This window comes from Brachyspira pulli, from assembly GCF_036997785.1.
GTDB lineage: Bacteria > Spirochaetota > Brachyspiria > Brachyspirales > Brachyspiraceae > Brachyspira > Brachyspira pulli.
This window is the reverse complement of sequence record NZ_JAWLQI010000045.1, coordinates 1-26,877: the sequence shown is the minus strand read 5'-3', so window position 1 is coordinate 26,877 and position 26,877 is coordinate 1. Positions and strand designations below refer to the sequence as shown.

The following is a 26,877-nucleotide window of genomic DNA, read 5'->3' as shown; positions in this document are numbered from 1 at the left end:
AATTTTATTTCTTCGTCTGTTAAATTAAAATCCATATTACTATTATACAATATATTAAAAAAATTGACAAACTTAAAAATTTTCAGTATATTTCAATAATTTTTCAAGCATTATTGTTTTTAGTATTTGATGTATACTTAAAATTTTTAAGTTTGTCAACTACTAGCCGTAGTGACAACCCGTACGGTATCGCTTATTCTTAACAAATGTCCCCCTGTAAATGCGGTTGATTACTCATTATTATACAAAATCAATAAATCTATATTACATGTAAAAGATATTTCTTTAAATTAGCTAATCTTTTATTTTATAAAAAATTTTAATTTACATTTATAAAAAGGGAAAATTTACAAAATATAGTTGTTTAGGTATATACTGAAAATTTTATAGTTTGTCATTTTTTTATTCAACTTTTTCCCGCCACAAAAAGTTGCAAAAAGTGCAATTATAAAATTAGTACTAAATCATATTAAAATTGTTTTACATGTAAGATAGGTTATTAATTTGAGCTAAAATATAGTCCTTTTGCTTCTTTGGGGCACCAAAAGAAGTGGGGGTTCGGGGGCTAGTCCCCGAAAATAATAATAATATAAAAACTAAAATTGACAAAATATAGTTGTTTAGGTATATACTAAAAATTAATAATAAATATTATTATTTTTTAAAAACTCTGTTGCTGGCTCTATATTTTCAAGAGCTAATTTTTTGATGTTATCTATAATTAAATTTATTTCATATTCATCATTATTTTTTAAAGCTGTTTGGTATGATTTATTAAAATACTCTAATGCCTTATCATAATTTTTTAATCTCATATAACAAATGCCAATATTATAAAATGAAAGAAAATATTTATCATTTATTTCAATAGATGATTCAAAATTTTTTATTGCTTCTTCAAAATTTTCAGAAATATAATTAAGTATGCCATTGAAATAATAAAGAATACATTTCTTTTTTTCACTTAAATTTTCTTCTAATAACTGTTTATCAATATAATCAATGTATGATAATTGAAATTGATATTTTTCTAATCCTATAATATTTTTTTCAAATAGTTTAATACTATTAACAGCTTCTTCATAATTTTCTAATTCCAAATAACATAAAGCAATATAAAAATAAACAAAAGTATTATTTCTATTATCTAATGAAATAAAATAATTAAAATCATCTATAGCTTCATTATACAATAATAATCTCTGCTTACATACAGCTCTATAATAAATAATTTTTTCATAATGCGAATAAGATTCAGAAAAAGTCATTAAAGCATTTTCATAATCATCTAAAGCCTTTTGATACTCTCCTAAATAAAAATAATTTGCTGCCCTATAATAATAAACTTCTTTATAATCATTATCTAATTCTATTATTTTTGTATAATCATCTATAGCATTTTGATATAAATTCAATTTGAAATAAGATAAAGCTCTGTAATAATATATATGTAAATCATATTCATTTAGTAAAGCATTAGTATAATTTTTTACCGCTTCATCATAATTTTTTAAAATACTATTTAATATTCCTTTAAAATAATAAAGAACAGACTTTTTAATTAAATCTTTTTCTTCTTCAATTATTTTATCAATATCATTTATCCATTTTTCACATAAATTTAAATCATTAAAAATTAATTCATTCTCTGCAGATTTTTTTGTCAATATACTAATATCATCTATAGCATTATCATAATTATTCAATCCCAAATTACAAAAAGCCCTATCATAATATGCAAATGAACTATTAGGATATGATGAAATAAATACATTAAAATCATTTATGGCTTCCTCATACATGTATAATTTTTGTTTGCAAACTGCTCTATTATATATGGTGTTTTTATAATGTTCATAATCATAAGATGAAGTACATATTGATTTATCATAATCATCTAAAGCCTTTTGATATTCTCCTAAATAAAAGTAACTATCTGCTCTATAATAATAAACTTCTTTATAATGATCATTTTGTTTTATTATTTTAGTACAATCATTAATGGCATTTTCAAACATATCTAAATTATAATAACATAAAGCCCTATGATAATATATATCATTCTTTATATCTTTTATATTTTTATCTATATTTTCTAATGCACAATTAAAATCATTTAAAGATTTTTTATATTTATTTAATTTAAAATAAGAAAGTCCTCTATAGTAATAAGCTTCTTTAAAACAATTATTCAATTCTAATGTTTTATTAAAATCTCTTATGGCATTTCTATAGCATTTTATATTATATTTAGAAACACCTCTGCTGTAATATGCTTTAAAATAATTATTATTAATATTTATAGTTTTATCAAAATATTTTATGGATTCTTCATATATTTTTAATTTTTGTTTGGAAACACCTATATTATAATATGTATTTGCTATGATATTATTTATTTTATTTATATCTTCTTCATTTTCAATTTTATAAATTATATATTTTCCGTCAAAGTAAAACAGAAAATCTTTATTATAAATATCAATTATCTTTTCTGAAGCATTAATGGTATCTTCATATCTCTTTTCTTGAAAAGCCTTATTTGCCAATTCAAATAATTTATAAATCTCTTTCATATATACCTTAACTATTTTTATATCATTATACTAGAATATTTTTATAATTTTTCAAGCAATTTGTTTATGTATATATCAAAACTATAATATTTTAATTTATTTGACTTAAAAATTATACTTTGCAAAATTAGCAAAAACATATATTTTTCATATAAAAATCCGCCTTTAAACCTTATTAAGATTTAAAAGCGGACTCATACCAGTAAACTAATTATTAATTAAAAGAAGTTACAATATTTTTAACACTTCCATTTTTGTTTCTAATAAAAGTTTTCTGTTTCTTTCTATTTCAATATTTCCTATTTTATCTCTCTTTTTTACCATGATATTAAAAAGAAATAATTTATTGTTTTTTCTGTAACAAAATATTCTTATATCATGATATCTTATTTCCCATATATCGTTTTCTAACTTTTTATAAAGTTTCTGTGGCGGCGGAATATTTAAAGAAAGCAAATGTACAATATGTTTAATTTTATCATAAAGTACTTCTTTCCTAGCAACCTTATTATTAATAAAGTTCTTAACCCAATCATGATAATATACTTTTATATTACCATTTGATAATAAAAATTTTAGCATATTAAATCCTCCCTTTTTTTATAAAAAATAATATATGATATTAAAGCATGAAAAATCATACCAACACCAAACATGATAATTATAGTGTTCATATTAAAATTAATATAACCTCTTAAAATATACACAGCACCATAATAAACAAAATTTATTATTATAGAATTGATAAGATTATAAATTGTCTTACCATAACCTATAAATATATTATCAGGTATTATAGACAAAGCATAAAATATATAAAAAGGTGATAATTTTAATACTATGGAATATATATCATTATAATTTTCAAGTCTTTCAACATACTGAAAGAATATATTTGAAAATAAAACTAGAATACCTCCTAAAACTGTAATTATAAATATTACTCTAAAATAATTTCCAACTTGAGTATTTTTCTGTTCTTTACAATTAGTTCTTATAACTTCATTCAAAGCTAATACAGGCATTAATAACCAATTCCATATAAAATTATTTGCCACCCAGTAATTACCTTGTTCAGCAACAAGATTAACCATTTTTACAACCATTAAAGCATATACTATATTATCAACTAAAATTTGTAATGCTGAAAATATACCTATTTGGAAATATGAAATGAATATTTTTTTATCATCTTTTTCAAAGCCTGATAATTTTAATAACCCCATTTTTATTAAAATAACAATACCTAATATTCCCATCAAAGTATTAATAATCATATTAGAATATGCTACACCGAAAGCGTTGAACCTTGATACTAGATTAAAATCTAATATTACAAGAAACAAAGTTTTTACAATAGCAAATATTACAAACACTTTATATAATTCTTTTGATACTATAACTATATTTACAGAAGTAATAATGAAGCCAATAACAAATGCTATAGTTTCTAAATTCAAATACCTAGTAACTAAATCAATATCTGATTCATTTACATTCATAAATCCTATAAGACTTCTTGATATTATGTAAACAACAATAGAGAATAAAAAATATAATATAAATCCAACTAACATAACTTTAAAAGTAACTTTTGGAAAATTAGCATCATCATTTTTTATCACTCTGTTAAATATAGCATAAAGAGGAATATGCAAAAAAGCTAGTAATGTTTCATTGATTAAATCAAACCATTCAAGCTGTCCTATAACATTAAATACAGATGAGTCTGTAGAAATAGAAATTATCATAGTTCTTATAGTTTGATATAATGCTGGGAACAAAGCTAAAAATATCAAAGAAAGATATAACTTGTAATTAAAATTTTTAAAACATAAAATATTTTTAATCATACTTATAAACTCCTTTATTTTTCATTAACTATTTTTTTGATTTTCTCCCTATTAAATCTTACCCAAATTTTACTCCATTCAGCCCATTCATATATACGTTTATATTCTTTAGAATCTCTTTTGAATTTCTCTTTTGCCTCCTGTTCTTTTGATGCCATTACATCTTTCATCTTATCAATGAAATTTTCTCTAACTTTATCACTTGGATTATAATACTTTATAATTTTTTCAAGATAATCAAGCAGTTTATCATGATCTCTATCTAACGCTCCTATATTAGCCCAAGTCCATATAATATAGATTAAATCCTCATGTTCCTCTCCTTCCTTACAATGCTCCCAATCTATTATTGCTTTTAATTTTCCTTTATCATCAAAAACTACATTCTGAGAACTTAAATCATTATGAACATAAACTTTTCCGTTTAGGTATTTTTTAGATATTTCATTAATTTCTTTGATTGTATCAAGAACCTGATATATTCTTTCTAAAGGCATCATATAAACATATTGTTCTGTACTGCCTTTTATATACTCATATATATCATATTCATTATCATATCCATAATATCTAGGAACTTTTTTGTAGTTATTCTCTTCCATCAATTTAAGGAACTCATATTCTTTTTCATTATTAGACCTAATCTTATAAACTTTGTCTTCTCTGAATATTATTTTATTATTCTTTATACTTTCAGACTTGGCAAATTTTTCATCTAATCTTGAAAATTCTTTTTTTAGAGTATCATTAATTACAGATTTTTTATATTGATCATTTTTAAAAATTAAACCTACCTTATTATTTTGTTTGCATAAGAAAAAATGTATACTTTCAGAATAAATGTCTTTATCTATATCATCTAATTTCAAATATTCTATTGATACATTTGCTGTATTTATTTCTTCTTCATATATTCCTTTATATAAAAAATCATTGTATTTATCTATAAAAGAAATAATCTTATTTAATTTATCCTCTCCGTTATATATCTTATAAACGGAATTAGAGTTTATTATTGTATCAATGAATAATAAAATCATAATGTTGAAGGAATATACCTGATAATTATTAATTTGGTATAAAAATCCATTTTCTATAGAGCTGAAATTCTCTACAAAAAATAAATTGAAAAGATCATCATTTTTTAAAATTTCATTTATCAAATCTTTATACTTTGATATATCTTTTTTAAATACAGTATTAAAATCAAAACTTCCGCCAATTTTAATTTTAATATCATCTTTTCTTAATAATTCATCAAAACTGCTTTCAGCATATAAACGAAAATTCAATATATTAGGAAGATACTCAGGCTTTTTATTTATTATAATATCTATAATGGCAAATACATTTTCATGATTTAAATACTTTAATAAATCATTATCAAGTAAATACTTAATACCATTTATGGATTTATAGTCAATAATATAATCAACTATATTCTTTTTATATTCATCATATATTAAAAGAATATTTTCATTTGACTTAAGTTCTTCTAATAAAGTTTGATACTTATTATAAATATCCATAAATGCTGTATAATTTATTCCTCTAGGTATAAATTCATTAAGATTTTTACTCTTACCATTAAGAATATAATCAAAAGTAGTTTTTAATTTTCTCTCGATTAGAGGTATATATTCATATTTAAACTTCCTCTCACCAGAAATCATTTTAGAGAAATTAGTCTTTATAGTATTATAATCAGACTCTTCACCTTTAGTTTCTTCAATCAAATACATAATTAAATCTTTGTAGTTAAGACCATTATTTTTTAAAAGCTCTAACATTCTATTCTCTTTATCTGAAGGCATATATATCTCCCAATACAATCATTTTCATAATATAAATATAGCATAATAACATTTAAAGTCAATAATAAAGTTGTCAAAAAATTAAATAATAGTTGTCATTTTATATTATAAATAATTGTCTAAATATAAATAAAAAGTTGTCATATATTGTAATTGCAAAAAAATAAATTATTCTGTAATATTATTAGACTATATATAAAGGAATTAAATATGAGTAATAATTCAAAAGATTTAAATAATGAAGAAATAAATACTTCCGGTTTTGATGCAATAACAGAAACTTTTGAGAAAATATATCCTGAACAAAAGGAGCCTTTGCATTACAGACCTATAATAAGCTATGTACTTGGAGGAAAAGACCCTCTTGACGGAATCAGTATCTATAGAGGTAATGGATATTATCATTTTGTTACTTATGGATTCAGTGAACTTTATGAAAAAGAATCAGAAAACAAAGATTACAGCGGATTCGGTTTTGAACTTACTTTCAAATTAAAAATGAATGAAAAACAGATTAATAATACAAAAGATGATGATAGTGCTGATAATGAAATAAAAACTGTTGTAGGATTTTTACAGCAATTAGCAAAATATGTATTTGAAAGCGGTGCAGTTTTTAATCCTTATGAATATATATGGACTAAACAAAAAGAAGGAATTGATGCCGAGCAGAAATCTAAAATAACAGGCTTTATTACTATACCAGATGAAGCAGGTGAAATAAATACTCCTAATGGAAAAGTAATTTTTGTTGAGCTTTTAGGAGCAACAGATGCAGAACTTAATGCTATATATGATAAAAAAATTACAGTAAAAGAATTGGCTCAAAAAATAGGAACGGATATAACAGACTATAGCAGAGAATCTTTATTATAAGATATAAAGTTTATTTAATAGTATGTTTTATATACATAAACAACTATATTTTATCAAAATTAGTTTTTTATTTTTATTATTTATGTGGACTATCCTCATTGCTCTGAGTACTTTGTAACACCCCAAGTTCTTTTGCGACTGCATGGATTGCTGCGACCGAATAGAGTACCTGACGAAGTCTACCGTAGGTGTAGGTATGGCAGCTACTTTGACGAAGTCCGGCAGGCTGTGTTGTCAAAAAAGTTTATAATATATTTATAATATGGAAATTTATAAAATTAAAAATATAATATTTTTAATAATAAAAAAGCCCCGCTTAAATAAAAAGCAGGGCTTTTCTATATCATTGATTATTATCAGTCAAAAAGTAAAATAGTATAAATAATCATCTGATAAATCATTTTCAATTTCTTCTTCTAATTCAGAAGTTAAGATTAATTCAACTGTTATATCTCTAGCCTTAGCAGTTGCAGCATTTAATTCTAGGTCGGCTCTTCCTATTATTTTTGCTGGGGCATCTGTTACAACTATAACTAATTTCTTTTCATTTATATAATGAAATCTTTCTAATGCTTCCTGTATAGCTTCATACATAGGTTCTGCTTTATCTCCTCCGCCGGCAGCATAGAAATAGTTAACTTCTCTGTTTATAGTATTAATATTATCTGTAAAATCTATTCTTTTAGTTAAATACTTATCTTTAACATCTCTGTATAATAAAAAACCTATTCTTGATTCTTTATGCTCATCAAATAAAGTTCTAGCTACACCTCTGATATCTCTTTTGATAGTTTTCAAATATGGATGCATGCTTTCTGTTGTATCAAGTACTATAACTAAATCTATAGCAGCACTATTTTTGTATCTATCAATAATATCTTTAAATCTATCAGTAAGCTCATCTTTACTTTGAACATAATTATTAGGAGTTTTAAAAGCCTTACTTGCATCATTCAATGCATCTATTGCTTCTCCATTAAAAAAACCTTTTTCTTCTTGTTCATCATTATCATTATCTAATAGATTATCAGCAATAGCAACAACTTCATTACTTTCCGGTTCAGCAGGAGAAGTTAAAACTACAGTATCATTATCATTGTTTGCAGCATTATTTTCGCTAACAATAAGAGTATTAGTAGAAGGTTCTATTACTTTATCTACTGGTCTAGTAGGAACTGCACCTTCATTTCCTCCGCTAGGCATTTGAGGAGGTGTAATCTCTTTTTTAACGTTAGTTGTTTCTATAACATAATCTATAGGATAAGTAAAACTTTCTCCTTTAGTATTAAATACGTTAAATGATAAATACCTGTCTTCAGGAAGCTGTTTAAAATATGCTTTTATATAAAGTTTTTTACCCAACTCTCTATTAAAAGTATCTTCTAATACAATTCCGCTGCCGTCATAATTTTGACTAGAACCAAAAGAAGTATTTATTAATTTGTATGCAGTGTTAGTTTTACCTTCCCTTACATAAAATGCATATTTTCCATTATCTCCGCCTGAATAATACAAATAAAATGCATATAAATCGCCTTCTTTTTCTACATTTCTCAAAGAGATAGTAGGAATTGAAGTTTGATTATTATTTATTTTTAAAGTAATTTCACTATCTAATAATTTGGTATTGTTAGAGTCATAAGCCTCTAATATTAGAATTGAATTATCTTGCAAAGTGAATGCTGCATTATTATTCATATTATCCAAATAAACTGTTTCAGGAATAAAAGTCTGCACTACTTCACCAAGTGAATTATGGAAATCTATATTATTTATAGATATTATAGAATTCCTATTTCCGCTTTCATCTATATAAAGATAAGAAACATTTCCATTTGGAAGTTTAGCAAGAAGCCTAAATCCTGATACTGTAGGTTTCTTTCTTATATAGATTTGATAACCATTCATTAATTGAGAAATTATAAAGTCATTTTCTCTAACTCTTATGGCATAAGAGTTTATAGCATTTTGACAATATAAATTTTCTAAAGTAGTAATAAATACTACCGATAAAATAACAAATAAATATTTATATCTTAAGTTTCTCATAGTTGATACCCTCTTACTAATTATTATCGGTTATGACTATTATAAATATGCATTGTTATGTTAATTGAAGCATAATATTTTTGATTATAGGTTTACATAATAAAATAAACAAGTGCTAAAAATATAATTTTCATAAACTTAAAGTAAATTTTTTTATAAAAAACACTTCTTCATTTAAATATATTAAAATTCTATATTGGGTATGATTTAGGACTAATTTTGTACTTGCACTTTTGGCAACTTTGACGAAGTTTGCAGAGAGTATGAGGCGGGAAAAAGTTGACTAAAAAAATGACAAACTTAAAAATTTTCAGTATATATTGATATGGATATTTTGAAATCCAAATTAAATAATTAAATCCGGATTTCAAAATTTTAACAAAAATAATTAAATGTAATTATTTTTTATTGTAATAAATTATTTTACATAAAAGAATCGCTTAAAAAAAGCTGAACCCAATATTTACTTCCATTATATTCATACACTCCAACACCAATAGTAGTATAATAATTATGTAAAATATTAGCTTTATGATCTGTAGATTCCATCCATGCCTTCATAGCTGAAGAAGCACTTTCTCTCATAGCAACTATATTCTCTCCTCTAATATAATCCCCTGAATTAAATCCATATTCATCAAGCACAGTATCCCATTCTCTTCCGTCTGGTCTTACATGATCATACTTTTCTACTATTTCTTTAGCTCTTTTGTTTGCAGCTTCGCATAATTTTGCATCTAATTTATATGCTTGAAGGCCTGCTTTTGACCTTTCTTCATTTACTAAATTAAATACTGCTTCAGCATCACTGCTAACTGAAGGATTATTATTAGAGCTGCCATCAGAACCGGGTTTAGTCGCATTATTATTACAGGATATTATCACCAATAATAGAAACATTAAAGTATATTTTTTCATTTTTCCGCCTTTATTTTATTTGTTGTATATAACAATTTTTTATACAATATGTCATATTAAAAAATTATTTTTACTGCTGTACTTGAATTTTTACGAATATATGGTATATTAAATTTTTATGAAACATATTATTTATTTTTTACATCATATTTAATAAAGAGATTTTCAAAGAATACTATTTTCTGCATAAGAGATGAGGTATTCTTTTTTTGTATCTAAATTAAATTAAAGGTTTATATAAAATGTTTTTAGAAGATTGTATTATAATAGATAACATACAAATATCAGATGATAAGTACCTTATTAGAGTAAAATCGAAAGAAAGCTATAAATACTCTAAAGCAGGACAATTTTTTATGCTTAAAAGCAGTACTTTTTTAAGACGCCCTATAAGTTTGCATTATATAGATAATGATGTACTAGAGTTTTATTATCAAGTAAAAGGTGAAGGAACTAAATATTTATCAAAATTAAAAAAAGATGATACTATTAATATTCAAGGGCCTTTAGGAAATGGATTTGATATATCTATTGAAAATAAAAAAGTATTAATTGTAGCTGGCGGAATGGGAATAGCTCCTATTAAACTTCTTATAGAAAAATTAATTGCTAATAACTCAATAACATTAATAATGGGCGGAGCAAATGAAAGTGCTATAAAAATAATGCAAAGATTCAATACTGATAATATAGAACTATATATAACTACAGATGACGGATCTGTTGGAGATAAATGTAATACTGTAGATAAAACAAAAGAAATATTAAAAGAAAAAAGCTTTGATATTATATATACTTGCGGCCCTACAATAATGATGAAAGGTTTAATAAAAGTTGCTAGAGAAAATAATATACAATGCTATGCATCATTAGAAGAAAGAATGGCTTGCGGAGTTAATGCTTGTTTAGGATGCAATATAGAAATAAAAGATGAAAACTCAGAAAATGGCTATATATTAAAAAAAGTATGTCATGACGGCCCTGTATTTGATTCTAAACTATTAAATATATAATTTTTACGGATAATTTATTATGGATAAATTAAATATAAACTTTTTAAATAAACAATTAAAAAATAATGTAATAACTTCTTCAGGCTGTTTTGGTTTCGGTGAAGAATACAGTAATTATTTTGATGTTAATAAACTTGGTGCTGTAAATTTAAAAGGAATTACTTTAAATAAAAAAGAAGGAAATAAAGGCACACGTATAGCAGAAACACCTTCCGGAATGATAAACTGTATAGGACTTGAAAACCCCGGTATAGAGTACTTCAAAGAAAATATAGTTAAAAATATAAAATACACTACACCTATAATTTTGAATATAAACGGGGCTACAATAGATGAATATGTAAAAGTAGCTGAAATTGCAAATGAAATAGAAAGAGTTGATTTTATAGAGCTTAATATATCATGTCCTAATGTAAAAAATGGAGGTATGGCTTTTGGGGCAAGCTGTGAAAGTGCTGAATCTACCACAAAAGCTGTAAAAAAAGTATTAACTAAAAAGCCTTTAATAGTAAAACTTTCTCCTAATGTTACAGACATATCAAGCATAGCAAAGGCTGTTGAAAATGCAGGAGCTGACAGTGTATCATTAGTTAATACATTTTTGGCTATGAAAATAGATACAAAAACTAGAAAACCTCTTTTAGGAAACACATTCGGAGGTTTATCAGGTGCTTGTATAAGACCTATTGCTGTCAGAATGGTTTATCAAGTATATAAAGCTGTAAAAATTCCAATTGTAGGTATGGGAGGAATCAGCAATTATAATGATGCTTTGGAATTTATAATGGCAGGAGCTGCTTTAGTTTCCATAGGTGCCGGAATATTTTCTAATCCTATACTTCCTATTGAAGTTATAGATGGTATTAATAATTACCTTCAAGAAAATAATATACAAAACATAAAAGATTTAATAGGTGCAGCTCATTTATAATATATTTAGTAATTTAATTAATTTTATATATACAAATAATAATTAAGGATAAATCTTATGATAAAATTAACTGATAATCCAAAAGAAAGATTAATTATAGCATTGGACTTTAATTCTATGGGAGAAGCTACAAAGCTTATAGATGAACTTGGAGATGAAGCTGTATTCTATAAAGTAGGACTTGAACTTTTCCTATATACTAAAGGTGAAATAATAGAGTATTTGGCAAGTAAAAATAAAAAAGTATTTCTTGATTTAAAATTTCATGATATACCTAATACTACTGCTATGGCTTCACTTTTTGCCGCTAAACAGAATATATTTATGTTTAATGTGCATACAAGCGGCGGTAAAAAAATGATGGAAAAAACGGTTGAAGAAATAAAAAAACTCAATAAAGACAATCTTATAATAGGCGTAACAATACTTACAAGTTTATCAGAAAATGATGTAAAAAATATGTTCAGCTCTAATTTAGCACTTACAGATTTAGCTGTTAATTGGGCAAAATTAGGAAAAGAGTCAGGACTTGATGGTGTTGTATGTTCTCCTAGAGAAGCAGCTTTAATAAAAAAAGAATGCGGTGAGAATTTCAGAACAGTTTGTCCTGGTGTAAGACCTAAATGGGCTAGCGTTGATGATCAGGAAAGAATAATGACTCCTAAAGAAGCTATAGAAAACGGCTGTGATTATTTGGTTGTTGGAAGACCTATTACAAGAAGTGAAGACAGAGTAAAAGCATGTAAAATGGTTGTTGAAGAAATTGCTGAAGGAATAGCTAACAACAAAAAGTTAAAAGCAAAATTAATAGCTGGAGCTTTATTGGATACTAAAGCTGTAAAATTAAATGTTAAAGAACCATTTACTTTTGTATCTGGAATAAAAAGCCCTATTTATTGTGATAATAGATATGTTATAGGTTTCCCTGAAGCAAGACAAGTTATAGTAGATGCTTTTGTAAGCATTCTTAAAGATAAAGATTTTGATGTAATAGCTGGTACTGCCACTGCTGGAATACCTTGGGCATCTTTCATAGCTTATGAACTTAATAAGCCGCTTTGTTATATAAGAGCTGAAAAGAAAGAACATGGCAGAGGTAAACAAATAGAAGGTGTTGAATGCGAAGGTAAAAAACTTATATTAATAGAAGATTTAATATCGACTGGAGGAAGTTCAATAAAAGCATTTGAAGCTGCTAAAAGTGAAGGAGCTATAGGTCTTGAAATTATAGCTATATTCTCTTATGAATTTGAGAAAGCTTATAAAAACTTTGAAGAAGCAGGAATAAAATTCTCATCATTATCAAATTTCTCATCTCTTATGGAAATAGCTAAAGATGAAAATTATATAACTGAAGAAGAATTGAAAAAAGCATTAGAATGGAATAAAAACCCTGATGAATGGGGCAAATAATTAATAAATAAAAATTTAATAATTAAAAAAATTGGGATTGTGTAAGCAGTCCAATTTTTTTATATACCTAAACAACTATATTTTGTCAGAAATAATTTTTTTTTTAAATTAAATATTAAACATTAATAATTAAATATTCTTTTTGAAGTGTTGTTTATAAAATGTATTATAGATTTATCTTCTGGTTCATTTACTTTATAATATTCTAATAATTTTTGATATTCTCTTTTTATTGTGTTTATTATTTCTTTTTTATAATTTTTATTATTTTTTAAAATATTTTCTAAATATGCAATCGTATTTCTTATTTTAGCAGTATCTTTATTTGAACAGCTTTCTACAAATTCATTTATATAAATGTTAAATATATTATCATTTTCTAAAGTATTTAGAGATAGAATATATAGTATAGTAGAGTTTCTATTATTAATAAATATATCAAATTCATTAAAATCTATTAAATTATTTTTATAAAGGTATAAAGCCATATCAATAAGAAGCCTGTAATTATTTATTTTATTTTCTTCATTATGTAGTTTTTTATAATATTCCAGTGCTAATTTTATTTCATCTGTCCAATCAAAAATTTCTTTTTTAAAATTGCCTACAAACAAATTATTGTCAGCATGAACTTTTAAATATAAAACTTTAATATAAGAATCTATAATATCTTTGTTTTGAAATGCATCTTTTATATGTTTTTCTATTTTTTTATAATTATGATTATCTAATAAATAAACAAGTTTTAATTTATAATTTTCATCTTTTTCTAAATTGTATAAATTATATATTTCATTTAAATACTTTTCTTCTAATGATTTGTATTTATGCATTGTTGTTATAATGCTTTGTTTATTTATAATATTATCTTCTTTTTTATTATTTAATATATCATAATAGTATTTAATTAAATCATCAATTTCAAATTTTAATCTTAACCCAAAAGAACCCATATTATAATCAAGAGATGTTTCCAAAACCCAATTCTCATAATAATCAACAAAATTATCATAACAAGTGATAAAAGGTTCTTCATAAAACTCATCATCATAATAAACAACTTTTCCTCTATTTTCTCCTGTTACTATTAAACCTATAGAAGAAGAACAACCCAATGTTCCGAACCTTAATATTCCGTAATATTCAAAGTCTGTATTTTCTATATCGTTAGCATTTCCTTCATTGACTTTTTTTGAATACTCTATCATTAAATCAATTCTGTTATCATATTTCAAATAATCAAAATACATATCTTCAAATTTATCCATACTGTAGCCATGACAAGCCCCTCCGTTTCCGACTTCTGTTATGAACCAAAAATAATCTTCCGGAAGTTTGAATTCATATTTATTTTCTAATTCTATAACTTTATTTTTATTTATAGGGGGATTTAATTTATATTTATGACTTTCTGATGCAAATTGTTTGAAGTTTTTATCTGTTTCTTTGCATTTATTTAGGAGATTAAAAATATTTTGTTTACGTTCATTGTTGAGTTCTGTATTTATTATCATATTTTATGGAATTCCTAGTTTGTAATTATTGTATTTTTTTATTATTTTGTATCATAAAAGTTTTTTTGTCAATTTTTATTTACTATAATTGAGTATTATGTACTTTATATGTTTATATTTAATTAATATCATTTATAATGTTATTAGTTAAACTAGGAGTATTATATGGAAAAAAATATATTTGTTATATTTATAGATTAATTTTATGCAATGATAAAATATTTCTTTTTGGATTTGTAATAAAGTGTGATAATTTTTGTTTTTTAGATAAATTACCTGTTTTTAATGATTCAGAAATAGAAATATCTTTCAGTATTTTAGATGAAAATGAATATAATGAATTCATTAATAAATATGTAAATGATAATATTTTTTCATTTGATTTACTTAAACAAAATGGTAATGAGATGGATATAAAATATATATCAGAGGCTAAATTAAATAAACCAAAAGATTCATATTCTTTTATTAGTTTACATAAATTTAAAAAATTATTTATTAATGATTATGACTTTGGTAATATTGATATGAGTAATATTGTAGAAAAATTAAAAAAATATGCTGCTCCATTTTTTTATAATAATTCTATACCTATTGGATCTTTTTATATTATGAAAAATAATATTTTATTTTATAATCCTCCTTTTAAAGTAAATGTAGATATATATTCATCTGAAGTAAATTTATCATTTGATGATAGTGTAGTTAGTAATACAGCAAGGCTTATTATTTATTCTAATAATGATGAAATAATTTTTGATAGTATTATTAATATTGATTCTTTGGAAAAAGATATCACGATGTCAATGTTACCAACTGGGTATAGTTTAGAAATATTTTATGAAACTGGAGAATCTATATATTATGAAAATTATCACCTATTATTAGAGATAGATTTAAAAATGCATATTATGCAAAATATGTTAACTATAAGTGATATTTTAAGTAAAAAAAATAAAGATTTAAAGAAAATATCATTAAGAGATGATCCTATACATTCAAAAATAAGTTATATTAATAAAATAAATAATACTAAACTAAAAGATTATATCATTTATAATCAATACATAGAAGATAAATTTATAAATGAAAGATCTGATTATATAAAATTAAATGGAATAGAAAGTTATTGGTTTGAAAAGATAAGTAGTACAGAATGTATTAATAAAATAATAGAACTTGTCAAAGAATCAGATGAGGCTGTTTTTATAGATCCATATTTTGATGCATTTGATGATTTAAATGATAAAAATACTAATATGAATTCTACTCAAAATATGATGGTATTAATTAATAGACTTGTTGGAAATATTACAATAATTACTACTTCCAACAATAGTAATTATTTATCATCTCAATTGTCAAATATTTGGAAATTATTTAAATTAACAAATACTAATATAATATTAAAAACGATAAACAATGTTAAAATGCATGATAGATATTTATTGTTAAAAAAAGGAAATAATGTATTATTATATTCTATTACAAATAGTATTAATTCTGTTATGGGAGAATATCCTTTAGGTATATTCTCTATTAATATATTAAAAAATGATAAATTAATAGATTATATTTATTATATATTAAATAATTCAATTGAGTTTTTCAATATGAGAGATGTTATTAAAAATAATAAAAAGATAGATGGAAATAAGTATATTAAATATCTAATAGATGATATAGAAAATAATACTATAGATGATGTATTAAAAAATAATATAAATGGTTTTATTGAAAAATATAATAAATTAAAAAATGATGATGAAATAATTGCTTTTTTAGCTTTATCTGCTATTTTAGCTAATATAAATGAAAAAGATTATCCAATATTAACAGATATTTTTAATAAATATATTAAATTAATTTCAGATAAAACAGAATTGCTTATAAAAATGGAAAAATATTTATTTGATAATCATTATAAAAAATTAGGAGTAACATTAACTTATTCAAATAGTTTACTAGATATTATAAAAAAAGATGAATTATCTATAGAAAATTATATTGAAATTTCTAAATCATGTAATTTTCCACAAAGAGGGAGATTTGATATATATTCTTGGATGATATTTTTAAAAAGTTTATATAGGATAAATTCTGATTCTATAGTTAATTATATAAAAAAATCTAATATCAATGGTGGAGAATTACAAATAGATGCATTAAATATAATCATAAATGAGTATTTTTATTTAGATGAAAATACTAATGTAAATACTAATATTATGAAAATGATTTTAATGTATAAAGTTATTGCTTTAATAGATAAAAAAAATTGTTTAGATATGAATTTAATTCAAGAAAAAATAAATGTATTAAAAAAATTAAAAATTCCTAATTCTATCATTTTTTCTTCATTTATTTATTCTGATATATTTTTTGAAAATGGAAGAACAGAATTAAATTCAATTGTAGATGATTTTATTAAACTAGATATTTTCAAAAATATAATCAATAAATCTAATATTTCAGATATTATTAAAGTTTTGAAAAATCATGATATTTTAAATTTACAGATTTTAAATAAGATTATTAATTCTGATTTAGTAGAAAATAATAATGTAGATACAAAAATAAAATTATTAAATATGTATTTTAAACATAATACTAATATATGGAATGCTATTTTTAATGATTTGTATTATATATATCATATTTGTATATTATTATGTTCTTTAGGTGATTCTAAATCATCTTTAAAAGTATTAAATAATTTACTTAAAATAAGTAATATATCTAGTATAGATGATGAATTATTATGTGTACCAATTTTTTATAAAATATCTAATCAGTATTTTGATAAAGATAATTTAAAAGAAAAGGTATGTATTATTTTATATTTATTTACTGAAATTATTGAAGATAGCAAGTATTTTATTGATAAAGTAATTACTATATACTTGAATATTCATTCAGGTTTTATATGTGTTTCAGAATTAATAGAATTTATTATGCTTAAAAGTGTTTTTAATTGTTATTATTGTGATGAAATAAATAACATTAATAATAATAGCTTTAAACAATTTTTAGAAGAATTACAAAAAGATAATAATTTAAAAGCTATATATGATATTTTTAATGATTATAGTAATTATTCGTATGATTCATTAAAATTATTATTTGACTATATAGATTGCATATCTAAAAAATCAAATATAGAGAATTTAAAACGATATTTAATTGATATAGTATTTAAAATTATTTATTCGATTTTAAAAAATAAAATAGAAGATCAAAATAAATTAAAGATAGAATTGAATAAATTAATAAATATAATTAATAATATATTAAAAGATATGTATAATGGTGATATTAGTATTGATATAGATTATATGTATTAATATTAATAATATAAAATTCTGCTTTTAAATTATTTTTTATTAAATGAAAAACTTAAAAGCAGAATTATTTATTAATATTATATTTATTCGCAAATCATAATACCGCTTTCATATTTCAATGCCTTTGCTGATACAAGATCTTTTTTGTTTAAAGCATTTTCGCTATAAAGTTTGCATTTTAAATATTCAGCACTTGTTCCTATATAATTATTATCGCTCAAATCTTTTTCTATTACTATTTTTAAATTTCTTCCTTCAGCATTTTTGTAATATGAATCTTTAAGTTTGTTATTTAAATCATTTAATATTTTAGCTCTTTTTAATTTAGTTCTATATCCTACTTGACCGTCCATTTTTGATGAAGGAGTATTTTCTCTGTTTGAATATCTAAATATGTGAATCTTTATGAATTTTGATTTTTCGCATAAATCATAAGTATCATTAAAGTCGTCATTATCTTCATGCGGGAATCCTACCATTACATCACTGCTTATAGCCATATTTGAATTAATTTTGTATAGCTTTTCTGTGATGTTTAAATAATCTTCTCTTGTATATCTTCTGTTCATAAGTTTTAATATTTTGTTGCTTCCTGATTGTAAAGGTATATGAGTATGAGGACATAATACATCATCATTTTGAAATAAACTTATAAGCTCATCATCAAAATAAAGAGGTTCTACAGATGAAAGTCTTATTCTTATTCCATATTTTGATGAATGTTCTAATATGTTTTGAAGTATTTTTGTGAATTTTATTTCATTATTATAGTTGTATGAACCAAGATTTAAGCCAGTAAGAACTATTTCTTTATAATTATAATCATTAGCCATTTTTATAGCATCATAAATTTTTGAAGGCTCAACACTTCTGTGACTTCCGCGTACTCTTGATACTATACAATAAGTACAAAATACTTCGCATCCGTCCTGTATTTTTAAATATGCTCTGCTTTGCTCTTGAGGAAAAAATATAAGATTTTTAAACTCAGTAGAGTTGTTATTATGCATAGTATTAAATATTATTTCAGATGCTTCCTCTTTTTTATCATTAGGTATAAGAACAATATTATCCTTAATAATAGAAGAATCTCTATCTTTTTTTGATACATAACATCCGATTAAGAATATCTTTTTTTGAGATAAGTCGCCAAGTTTTTCTAAATAAGCCATGAGTTTTTTATCACTGTCATTAGTAACAGTGCATGTATTTACAGCTATTGCATCGGCATTATCTAATTCGGTGATATTGGCACCCATATTTTTTAATTCATAAGATATTTTTTCACTTTCGTATTGATTTAGTCTGCATCCAAAAGTATGTATATGTATGTTCATATTATTCTCTTAAATAAATAGTATTAATTCTTTATTAGTATATATTAAAAGTGATAATAACTCAAACATATTTTAAAAAATGATTAATTAACATAATAAATTTGTTATTAAAGTTCTATAAATTCCGATTAACATAATAAGATATTTTTTTATTTTTCCTACTTGCGGTATTTTATAATTATGTTAATATAATTATGTTTATTAAAATGCGAGTATAGTATTAACATATATTATTAATATTTAAATAATAAAAGAATTTAATTTCTATTATATATAGCAAGGGAGTGTATAGAATGAATCCTAACTATCGAATAGAGTTGGCTGATAATAATAAAGGGAGAGAAAAAATGACATTTAATAATGCATCTTCATTAGATAACACAATAATCAAAGTAATAGGTGTAGGTAATGGCGGATGTAATGCAGTAAATAGAATGATAGAAGAAGGCTTAGAAAATGTTGAATTTATAGCAATGAATACAGATGCTCAAGCTCTTTCCCGTTCTAATGCTCCTACTAGAGTTGTTTTAGGAGACAGAGTAACTCAAGGTTTAGGTGCAGGTACAGACCCGGAAAGAGGTGCTGAAGCTGCAAGAGAAGATATTGCTAGAATAGAAGAACTTGTAAGCGGTGCTAATTTAGTATTTATTGCAAGCAGTTTCGGAGGCGGTACAGGAACAGGAGCAAGCCCAGTAGTTGCTGAAGCTGCTAAAAAAGCAGGTGCTTTAACTATTGGTGTAGTTACTAAACCTTTTGATTATGAAGGCAAATTAAAAATGAACCGTGCTGAATCAGGCATAGATAAAATGCTTACAGTAGTGGATTCTCTTATTATAATACCTAATGAAAACCTATATGATATGGTTGATATGGATAATTACAGCTATGAACAGGCTTTATCTGTTGTAGATGATATACTTCGTCAAGGCGTACAAGGTATTTCTGATATAATCACTCAAACAGGATTTATCAATGTAGACTTTGCCGATGTAAAAACTATGATATCTCTTTCTAATGGAAGAGCACATTTAGGTATAGGTGTAGGTAAGGGTGACGAAAGACTTCAAAAAGCTATTACTAATGCATTTGAAAATCCTCTTTTAGATGTTTCTAGTATCAAAAATGCTAGAGGTATACTTGCTAATATAGTTTGTCCTAAAGACTTTGCTATGAGAGAATATAGAGAGGCTAGCAAAATTATCAATAATTATGCTAATGAAAATGCTAATATAAAAATTGGTGTTTGCCCTAAAGAAGATATCAAAGATGAAATTATAGTTACTATAGTAGCTACAGGTTTTGATGCTAATGCTAAAAATGATTCTGATAATAAAGATGTTGATGAAAATGCTAATGACAGATTTAATATAAACAGAAGTTTAAATAATTCATCTAATAGTACTTCTAAAATAAATAATAGCAGTACTTCAAATGAAACAACTAATAAATCAGAAAATATTGTAGTTGATATGGTTGAAACTAAAAAAGTAGAAGAAGTACAGAAAGTTGAAACTCCTAAAGCAGCATTAAATCCTTTTAATGATAAAAAAGTTACTGAAACTGTAGTGTCATCTAATAATAAAGCAGAAAATATAAGTGAAATAGATGATATTAATACAATAGTAAAAGAACCTGAAGAAGAAAAAGAAGTAGAACTTGGAGCAGCAAGTGTTAAGACAGAGGAAGTAAAAGCTATTGAAAAAGTTCAAGTTGCAGAAGAACCAAAAGCTGCTGCTGAAGTACATAAAACTGAAGAAATAAAAGAGATAAGAGAAGAAAAAGTTGAAGTAAAACCTGCTGTATCAGAAGTTAAAACTGCTGAAATTAAGACAGAAAATAGAGTTGTAGAAAATAGACCTATAGAGAATAAAACTATAGAAACAAGAACTGTAGTAGAAGAAAAAATAATAGAAGAAGAAAGAGCAGAGGAAGAAGATTATAGCTTTGAAAATAAAATTAAAAATCTTAGAAAACCTCTTATAACTAAATCAACTAGATTTAATAACAATGAACATTATGCATCAGAAGAATTATCAGCTAACGATAACTCTAATATGCATAATTCTAATGTACATACTAATGAAGTAGAAAGATTTAACAGAACTATAGTTAATAATAATCAAAATGCTGCAGAAGATAGTTTAAGATATGAAACAAGAAATTCTACTATACATAATAGAGCAGTAGAAAAAATATCAGAAGAAATGCGTTTTGAGGACGAAGAAAAAACTAATCATCCTCATTCAGATTATAGAAGACCTTTTGATATAGTTTCCGATGATTATATGGACAAACATAATAAATTAGGTTCCAAAATAGGAATATTTGGGGAATCATCTGTGACTGAAACAGATTTAGAGAAACCTGCCTTTTTAAGACGTCAAATACAGGCAAGAAATACTATGAGATAAGGTGTTATTTTTAATATGAAGAAAAATATTTTTGGTAAAAGATTCCTTCTAAGTCTTTTTATCTTTTGTATATGCAGTTTTACAGCTTTCTCTCAAAATACTGTAGAAAATGCTTTGAAACTATACAATTCAAGAAATTATGAAGATTCTATCAATATGTTGGAATCGATGAATGTTAAACCTAGCGATTTAGATGCTTATCTTTTGCTTATAGATAATTATATAAAACTTAATAATTTTTCTATGGCTGAAACTTTAATAGATGATGCACAGCGTTATCATTCAAAGAATTATAGACTTTTTGAAAGAAAATTAACTATAGAATTGATTAATAATAGAAATTCAGAAGCAAGAACTACAGTTAATACAATAAAAAATTTAGACAGTAAAAACTATTTAGCTAATTATGCAGAAGGTGTTCTTAGTGAAAGAGCTGGATATTATAAAACAGCTTTAAGTATGTATGAAAGAGCTAGAGTTATAGACAGAGTAAGACCAGAGGCTATAGTTGCTTTAGGTTATTTGTATTTAGCTAATGGCAGCAATGAAACAGCATTAAATCTTTTTAATGAAAATGTAACTAATAATCCTAGAATGGCTGAGTCTTATTATCATGTTGCTAATTACTATTATTTGAATAAAGATTATAATCATGCTTTAGATGAAGTAAATAATTCTCTATTCTATTATACAAATTATAATGATGCTAAAATATTGCAGGCTAATATATATTTGGCATTAAAAAGATATGATGATGCTATTGGTATATTAGAATATATGCCTGATACAAGTTTTAAAAATAATGATAAATATTATTATATAGGCAGTGTTTATGAAGGTGCCCATAATTATGTAAGAGCTAAAAATGCATACATAAATTATTTAAGAGCTAAGCCTGAAGATGAACTTGGAAGATTAGCTTATGAAAGAGTACTTCTTCATACAAATCCTACTGTTGATTATGAAAGAGACAGAGCTGCTTTATATTATGGAAATTTAGCATCTTATTATACTAGACTTGCTGATACTGTTAGATCTCAGGCATATTTAAAACATATGTTGAGATTGAATCCGGCAAATACTTATTCAAGATTAATGCTATCCGATGTTTATAGAAGAATGGGATTGGAAGAAAAGTCTTTGGAAGAATTAGAGATAGCTAAAAATGTTAATCCTTCAGAAAAATCTATTATCTATAAATATGATAGTTATAAAAGAAAATTAGATAAAAATATAGTATCAAAATCTTGGGGCATAGAACAATATAATATAGATATGCCAGGTTTTACAGTTGCTATATCTGATACAATTACAGCACAGAAAGATAGTCCGATGTTTTTGAATACTTCTTTATATCAGACATTATCTTATGTACTTCCTCAATTTGGAAGATTTAAAGTATTAGATATGTATACAAATTACTATGAAACTAGAGATTTATACAGAGAATTACATTCAAGAAATGTTGATTATTTCTTAAGAGGTTCAACTTTCCAAAATGCTGATACATTTACTATTATGTTGGATTTAGTAGATGTAAAAAGCGAACAGGTTGTTACTAACTTTACAGTTATGACTAAAGGCAGAGAAAAAATAATGGGTGCTGCAGTTATGGCAGGAAGAGTTATAAATAATTCAATACCTTTCTATGCTAAGGTAATAAAGATTCATAATGACAATATATATATTAATGCTGGTAAATTACAAGGCATTACTAATAATATGAATCTTATTATTTATAATACAACAACTCCTAGAACTGATTTAGCCACTAAAGGCTATAACAGTGCTATAGGTATGATAAAAGTTATAACAGCTGATGAGAATGTATCTTTGGCTAAACTTATTGATGGAAGATTATTGAATACTATTAATTTAAATCAAATAGTTATGCCTTATATAACAAATAGATCAGCAACACAAAGTACAAATACAAATATATAATTTATTTTGAATTAGTAATTTAAATCATACAATGGAAAGAAATATTATAGGCGTATATGGACTTATATGTTCAGGCAAAAGTTCTTTTTCTAAAATGCTTGCCGAAGAAATGAGTGCTCTATATATAGATGCAGATTCTATAGGGCATGAAGCTTTGATTAATAATAAAGATAATATAGTTAAAGAATTTTCAGCTGAAATATTAGATGAAAATAATAATATAGACAGAAAAAAATTAGGTTCTATAGTATTTAGCAATTTAAAAAAATTGAAAAGACTTGAAGAACTTAATTATCCGTATATAGAAAATAGGGTAAAACAATTAATAGATTCCACTGATAAAAATGTTGTTATAGAAGCAGCACTTATTATGAGAAGTAAAATTCGCTTTATGTGTACAAGTTTGATATATGTAAATGCAAGGACTTCCGACATCATAAGCAGAATGAAAAAAAGCAGAAATATTTCTGAGCATGAGGCTAGAAAGAGACTAAAAATGCAAAGAGATGTTAAAAATAATAAGCTCAATGCCGATATTCTAATAAACAACATGAAGGATTATAATAATTTAATTATAATCTCAAAAAAATTAGGAAGGCATTATGGAGTTAAATCAAAATACAGAAGAAAAAGGCACTTCTATTAATAATAGTCAATTTGGCAAAAGAAAGACACTCTATATAGTTAATTTTACACCTATAAGATTGTTGGTATTCTCTATTAGTGCTGTTGCTTTAATATTATTTATATTTGTATTAGGTTTTCATTTGGGCGGTTCAAAACCTGTACATGCTAGCAACACTGCAAATGAATCTATAGAGGCATTAATGAGAGGTGCAGAAGAATCTGAAAACATGATGACTGAAAACAGTGCAGCTGATGTACCTGAAAATAATGCAGTTGCTTTAAATGAATATGACAGTTCAAGCATCATAAGAGAAGGCAATACTTCTGCTGACAGATATAATGAGTATACTCAAAATTTAGCTTCAGAATTAGATGCTATTAATGAAGATATAAAAGTAAAAGAAACAGCTGGTCAGGCCCCTAATTCAACATATACTCCTCCTCAGCAATTAGCTAGTGTATCTCCTAAGAAAACAACTGCAAGTACTTCTACTTCTACAACAAGAGTACCATATACTAGATCTTCTTCAGAGAATTCTATATATTTTATACAAGTTGCAGTTGGTTATGATAAAGATAATACATACTCTGCTAGAGATTATTTAAAAACTAAATTCCCAAAAGCTTTCATTAAAGAAGAATCAATGGAAGATGGTAAAGTTATGTATAAATTAAAAATAGGAAGATATGAAACTAGGGAAGAAGCTCAAAAGGCTTTAGCTGAAATAAAGAAAATTCCAGCATATAAAGATAGTTATATTTATTCCGATAAGAAAGTAAGTTAAATAAAAATATCCTAAAAGTTATAGTGGTGCCCTCATAAAGATATTAATCATTTTTATGAGGGCATTACTATTTTTATACTATTTGTTCAAACTGTGTATTTTTTGATTCTTGATTATTTATTTCAATGATTTCTTTATTATATTCTTTTTCATCATTATTATAATATGATGCAGTTATTGATAAAGTTTCAGTATCCTCTTTTGAAAAGTATCCCATTATCATAGCAGATTTATATATTATATCTTTCTGAACATTTTCTATATTATCATAAATTTCTAAATATCCGAATGGGCCTTTATTGTAATTGGGTTTTAATGTAATACAATTTTTTCTTACTCTTTTTTCTAAAGCATTATTTTCTTTTTCATTTCTTCCGAGCAAGAGCTTAGTATTTTTATCTAATCTTATATGTCTTCCTATTGCCAAATACTGCATAAGTTCAATATTAAGTATTTCCTTTCCGTTATTAGCAATAAGGTCATTATATCTTCTGGCATAGCCTTTATCTACTATAGCACAGCCTGCACCTGCTGGAATAGGGTAGTCAGTGATTCCGAATTCTTCTGCTAATTTCATTTGAACATGTCTTGATCTGCCGTATATATCGTATAAATGTTCTCTGTTTATTAATCCTTCTTCTTCTGCCTTTGTTATAGGTAAAAGTTTTGCTGATAATGGTCTTAACAATTTACCTTCAAGTCCGCTTTCTCTTATAGCATTTATTAAGTCTTGTGATTTCTGACTCATTGGTCTTTGTCCATTAACTTCTCCAGTAGCTATAAAATCATAACCTTCTTCTTCCATAATTTTTTTTGCAGTTTTTAGCATTAATATATGGCAGTCCAAACATGGATTGATTGCACTTCCGTATCCATATTTAGGATTTAAAAACATATCCAAATAAACATCTTTTAATGATACAAATCTTATTGGTATGTTAAGAAAGTCAGCAGCCTTTTTGGCAGGATCTTCACTGTATATATCAAGCAATTCCTCTTTTATAACTGCATATTCTAATCCAGTAACAAATCTTAAAGCAAGTACATCAATGTTTTCTCTTTTTAGAATAGCTCCTACAAGCATACTGTCAAGTCCGCCTGATAATAGTAAAATAGCTTTTGCTTTTTTATCGCTCATCAATATTTCCTTAATTTATAAATTGTTTTTATAATATAACCAAACAACTATATTTTGTCAAAATAAAATTAATATTTTTTATTATTGCTAATAAAAATTGTTAGCTCGCTTTACGTGCCTACAGCAAAGGCTCTGTCAAATAAATTTGCCAGAGGCTCACAATTTTTATAAATAGCTTTATAATATTTAAAAATTAATATTTTGTAATTCAAACTTATAAAATATATTTAAGAAGTTTATATTATACAATGCAAAAATTTTTATATAATTTACAGTTAAAAGAATGTAAATATTTATACATATAAAACTTAAATATCGTAAATAAATTTTATAT

The 26,877-nt window shown here is 24.5% G+C and carries 18 protein-coding genes; 9 read left to right on the top strand and 9 right to left on the bottom strand.

All coding sequences use genetic code 11. The features are described 5' to 3' along the window. Positions 1 to 638: 638 nt before the first annotated feature. The 4 genes from R4K56_RS10335 to R4K56_RS10320 form a co-directional block, all read right to left on the bottom strand. Complete coding sequence (locus R4K56_RS10335) at positions 639 to 2,576, bottom strand: tetratricopeptide repeat protein (protein WP_335772521.1); 1,938 nt, start codon at positions 2,574 to 2,576, stop codon at positions 639 to 641. 228 nt (positions 2,577 to 2,804) lie between these two features. Then, the gene (locus tag R4K56_RS10330; protein ID WP_335758457.1) at positions 2,805 to 3,158 is read right to left on the bottom strand and encodes a type II toxin-antitoxin system RelE/ParE family toxin; all 354 of its coding nucleotides are present in this window, start codon (positions 3,156 to 3,158) and stop codon (positions 2,805 to 2,807) included. Beyond that, complete coding sequence (locus R4K56_RS10325; protein ID WP_335758458.1) at positions 3,152 to 4,429, bottom strand: MATE family efflux transporter; 1,278 nt, start codon at positions 4,427 to 4,429, stop codon at positions 3,152 to 3,154. The genes R4K56_RS10330 and R4K56_RS10325 overlap by 7 nt, the downstream gene beginning before the upstream one ends. 14 nt (positions 4,430 to 4,443) lie before the next feature. After that, the gene (locus R4K56_RS10320; RefSeq protein WP_335772520.1) at positions 4,444 to 6,243 is read right to left on the bottom strand and encodes a phosphotransferase; all 1,800 of its coding nucleotides are present in this window, start codon (positions 6,241 to 6,243) and stop codon (positions 4,444 to 4,446) included. A 210-nt stretch (positions 6,244 to 6,453) separates the two neighbouring features. Between R4K56_RS10320 and R4K56_RS10315 the strand changes: the two genes are divergently transcribed. Continuing rightward, positions 6,454 to 7,119: a suppressor of fused domain protein gene (locus R4K56_RS10315; protein WP_335772519.1), complete on the top strand. Its 666-nt coding sequence runs from the start codon at positions 6,454 to 6,456 to the stop codon at positions 7,117 to 7,119. 360 nt (positions 7,120 to 7,479) lie between these two features. Here R4K56_RS10315 and R4K56_RS10310 read toward each other — a convergent pair whose 3' ends face one another. Both R4K56_RS10310 and R4K56_RS10305 read right to left on the bottom strand, forming a co-directional pair. Next, a complete protein-coding gene (locus R4K56_RS10310) occupies positions 7,480 to 9,168 on the bottom strand; it encodes a vWA domain-containing protein (protein WP_335772518.1) in 1,689 nt (562 codons plus the stop codon). A 423-nt stretch (positions 9,169 to 9,591) separates the two neighbouring features. Continuing rightward, positions 9,592 to 10,086 carry a CAP domain-containing protein gene (locus R4K56_RS10305; protein WP_335772517.1) on the bottom strand — a complete coding sequence of 165 codons (495 nt, stop codon included), beginning with the start codon at positions 10,084 to 10,086 and terminating at the stop codon, positions 9,592 to 9,594. A 242-nt stretch (positions 10,087 to 10,328) separates the two neighbouring features. On the opposite strand from R4K56_RS10305, the gene R4K56_RS10300 reads away from it, so the two are divergent. Genes R4K56_RS10300 through pyrF form a run of 3 tightly spaced genes read left to right on the top strand, consistent with a single transcriptional unit; the run spans position 10,329 to position 13,443 of the window. Then, positions 10,329 to 11,099: a dihydroorotate dehydrogenase electron transfer subunit gene (locus R4K56_RS10300; protein WP_335772516.1), complete on the top strand. Its 771-nt coding sequence runs from the start codon at positions 10,329 to 10,331 to the stop codon at positions 11,097 to 11,099. Between the two features lie 19 nt (positions 11,100 to 11,118). Further along, positions 11,119 to 12,030 carry a dihydroorotate dehydrogenase gene (locus R4K56_RS10295; protein WP_335760426.1) on the top strand — a complete coding sequence of 304 codons (912 nt, stop codon included), beginning with the start codon at positions 11,119 to 11,121 and terminating at the stop codon, positions 12,028 to 12,030. A gap of 57 nt (positions 12,031 to 12,087) precedes the next feature. Continuing rightward, entirely contained in the window at positions 12,088 to 13,443 is a 1,356-nt protein-coding gene (gene pyrF / locus R4K56_RS10290; protein WP_335772515.1) for an orotidine-5'-phosphate decarboxylase, read from the top strand. 122 nt (positions 13,444 to 13,565) lie between these two features. Here pyrF and R4K56_RS10285 read toward each other — a convergent pair whose 3' ends face one another. Continuing rightward, the gene (locus R4K56_RS10285) at positions 13,566 to 14,957 is read right to left on the bottom strand and encodes an SMI1/KNR4 family protein (RefSeq protein WP_335772514.1); all 1,392 of its coding nucleotides are present in this window, start codon (positions 14,955 to 14,957) and stop codon (positions 13,566 to 13,568) included. A 137-nt stretch (positions 14,958 to 15,094) separates the two neighbouring features. On the opposite strand from R4K56_RS10285, the gene R4K56_RS10280 reads away from it, so the two are divergent. Next, complete coding sequence (locus R4K56_RS10280) at positions 15,095 to 18,301, top strand: hypothetical protein (protein ID WP_335772513.1); 3,207 nt, start codon at positions 15,095 to 15,097, stop codon at positions 18,299 to 18,301. A gap of 83 nt (positions 18,302 to 18,384) precedes the next feature. On the opposite strand, the gene mtaB is transcribed toward R4K56_RS10280, so the two are convergent. Further along, the gene (gene mtaB, locus R4K56_RS10275) at positions 18,385 to 19,638 is read right to left on the bottom strand and encodes a tRNA (N(6)-L-threonylcarbamoyladenosine(37)-C(2))-methylthiotransferase MtaB (protein WP_335772512.1); all 1,254 of its coding nucleotides are present in this window, start codon (positions 19,636 to 19,638) and stop codon (positions 18,385 to 18,387) included. 293 nt (positions 19,639 to 19,931) lie between these two features. On the opposite strand from mtaB, the gene ftsZ reads away from it, so the two are divergent. From ftsZ to R4K56_RS10255, 4 genes are read left to right on the top strand one after another with little or no spacing between them, the layout of a single operon-like run. Further along, complete coding sequence (gene ftsZ, locus R4K56_RS10270) at positions 19,932 to 22,049, top strand: cell division protein FtsZ (RefSeq protein WP_335772511.1); 2,118 nt, start codon at positions 19,932 to 19,934, stop codon at positions 22,047 to 22,049. Between the two features lie 15 nt (positions 22,050 to 22,064). Further along, complete coding sequence (locus R4K56_RS10265) at positions 22,065 to 23,993, top strand: tetratricopeptide repeat protein (RefSeq protein WP_335772510.1); 1,929 nt, start codon at positions 22,065 to 22,067, stop codon at positions 23,991 to 23,993. A gap of 31 nt (positions 23,994 to 24,024) precedes the next feature. Beyond that, the gene (gene coaE / locus R4K56_RS10260) at positions 24,025 to 24,639 is read left to right on the top strand and encodes a dephospho-CoA kinase (protein ID WP_335772509.1); all 615 of its coding nucleotides are present in this window, start codon (positions 24,025 to 24,027) and stop codon (positions 24,637 to 24,639) included. After that, positions 24,596 to 25,405 (top strand): SPOR domain-containing protein, encoded by an 810-nt coding sequence (locus tag R4K56_RS10255; protein ID WP_335769433.1) that lies wholly within the window; start codon positions 24,596 to 24,598, stop codon positions 25,403 to 25,405. The genes coaE and R4K56_RS10255 overlap by 44 nt, the downstream gene beginning before the upstream one ends. A gap of 73 nt (positions 25,406 to 25,478) precedes the next feature. On the opposite strand, the gene R4K56_RS10250 is transcribed toward R4K56_RS10255, so the two are convergent. After that, positions 25,479 to 26,543, bottom strand: a complete 1,065-nt coding sequence (locus tag R4K56_RS10250) for a thiamine biosynthesis protein (protein WP_335758305.1) — start codon at positions 26,541 to 26,543, stop codon at positions 25,479 to 25,481. Positions 26,544 to 26,877: the final 334 nt, after the last annotated feature.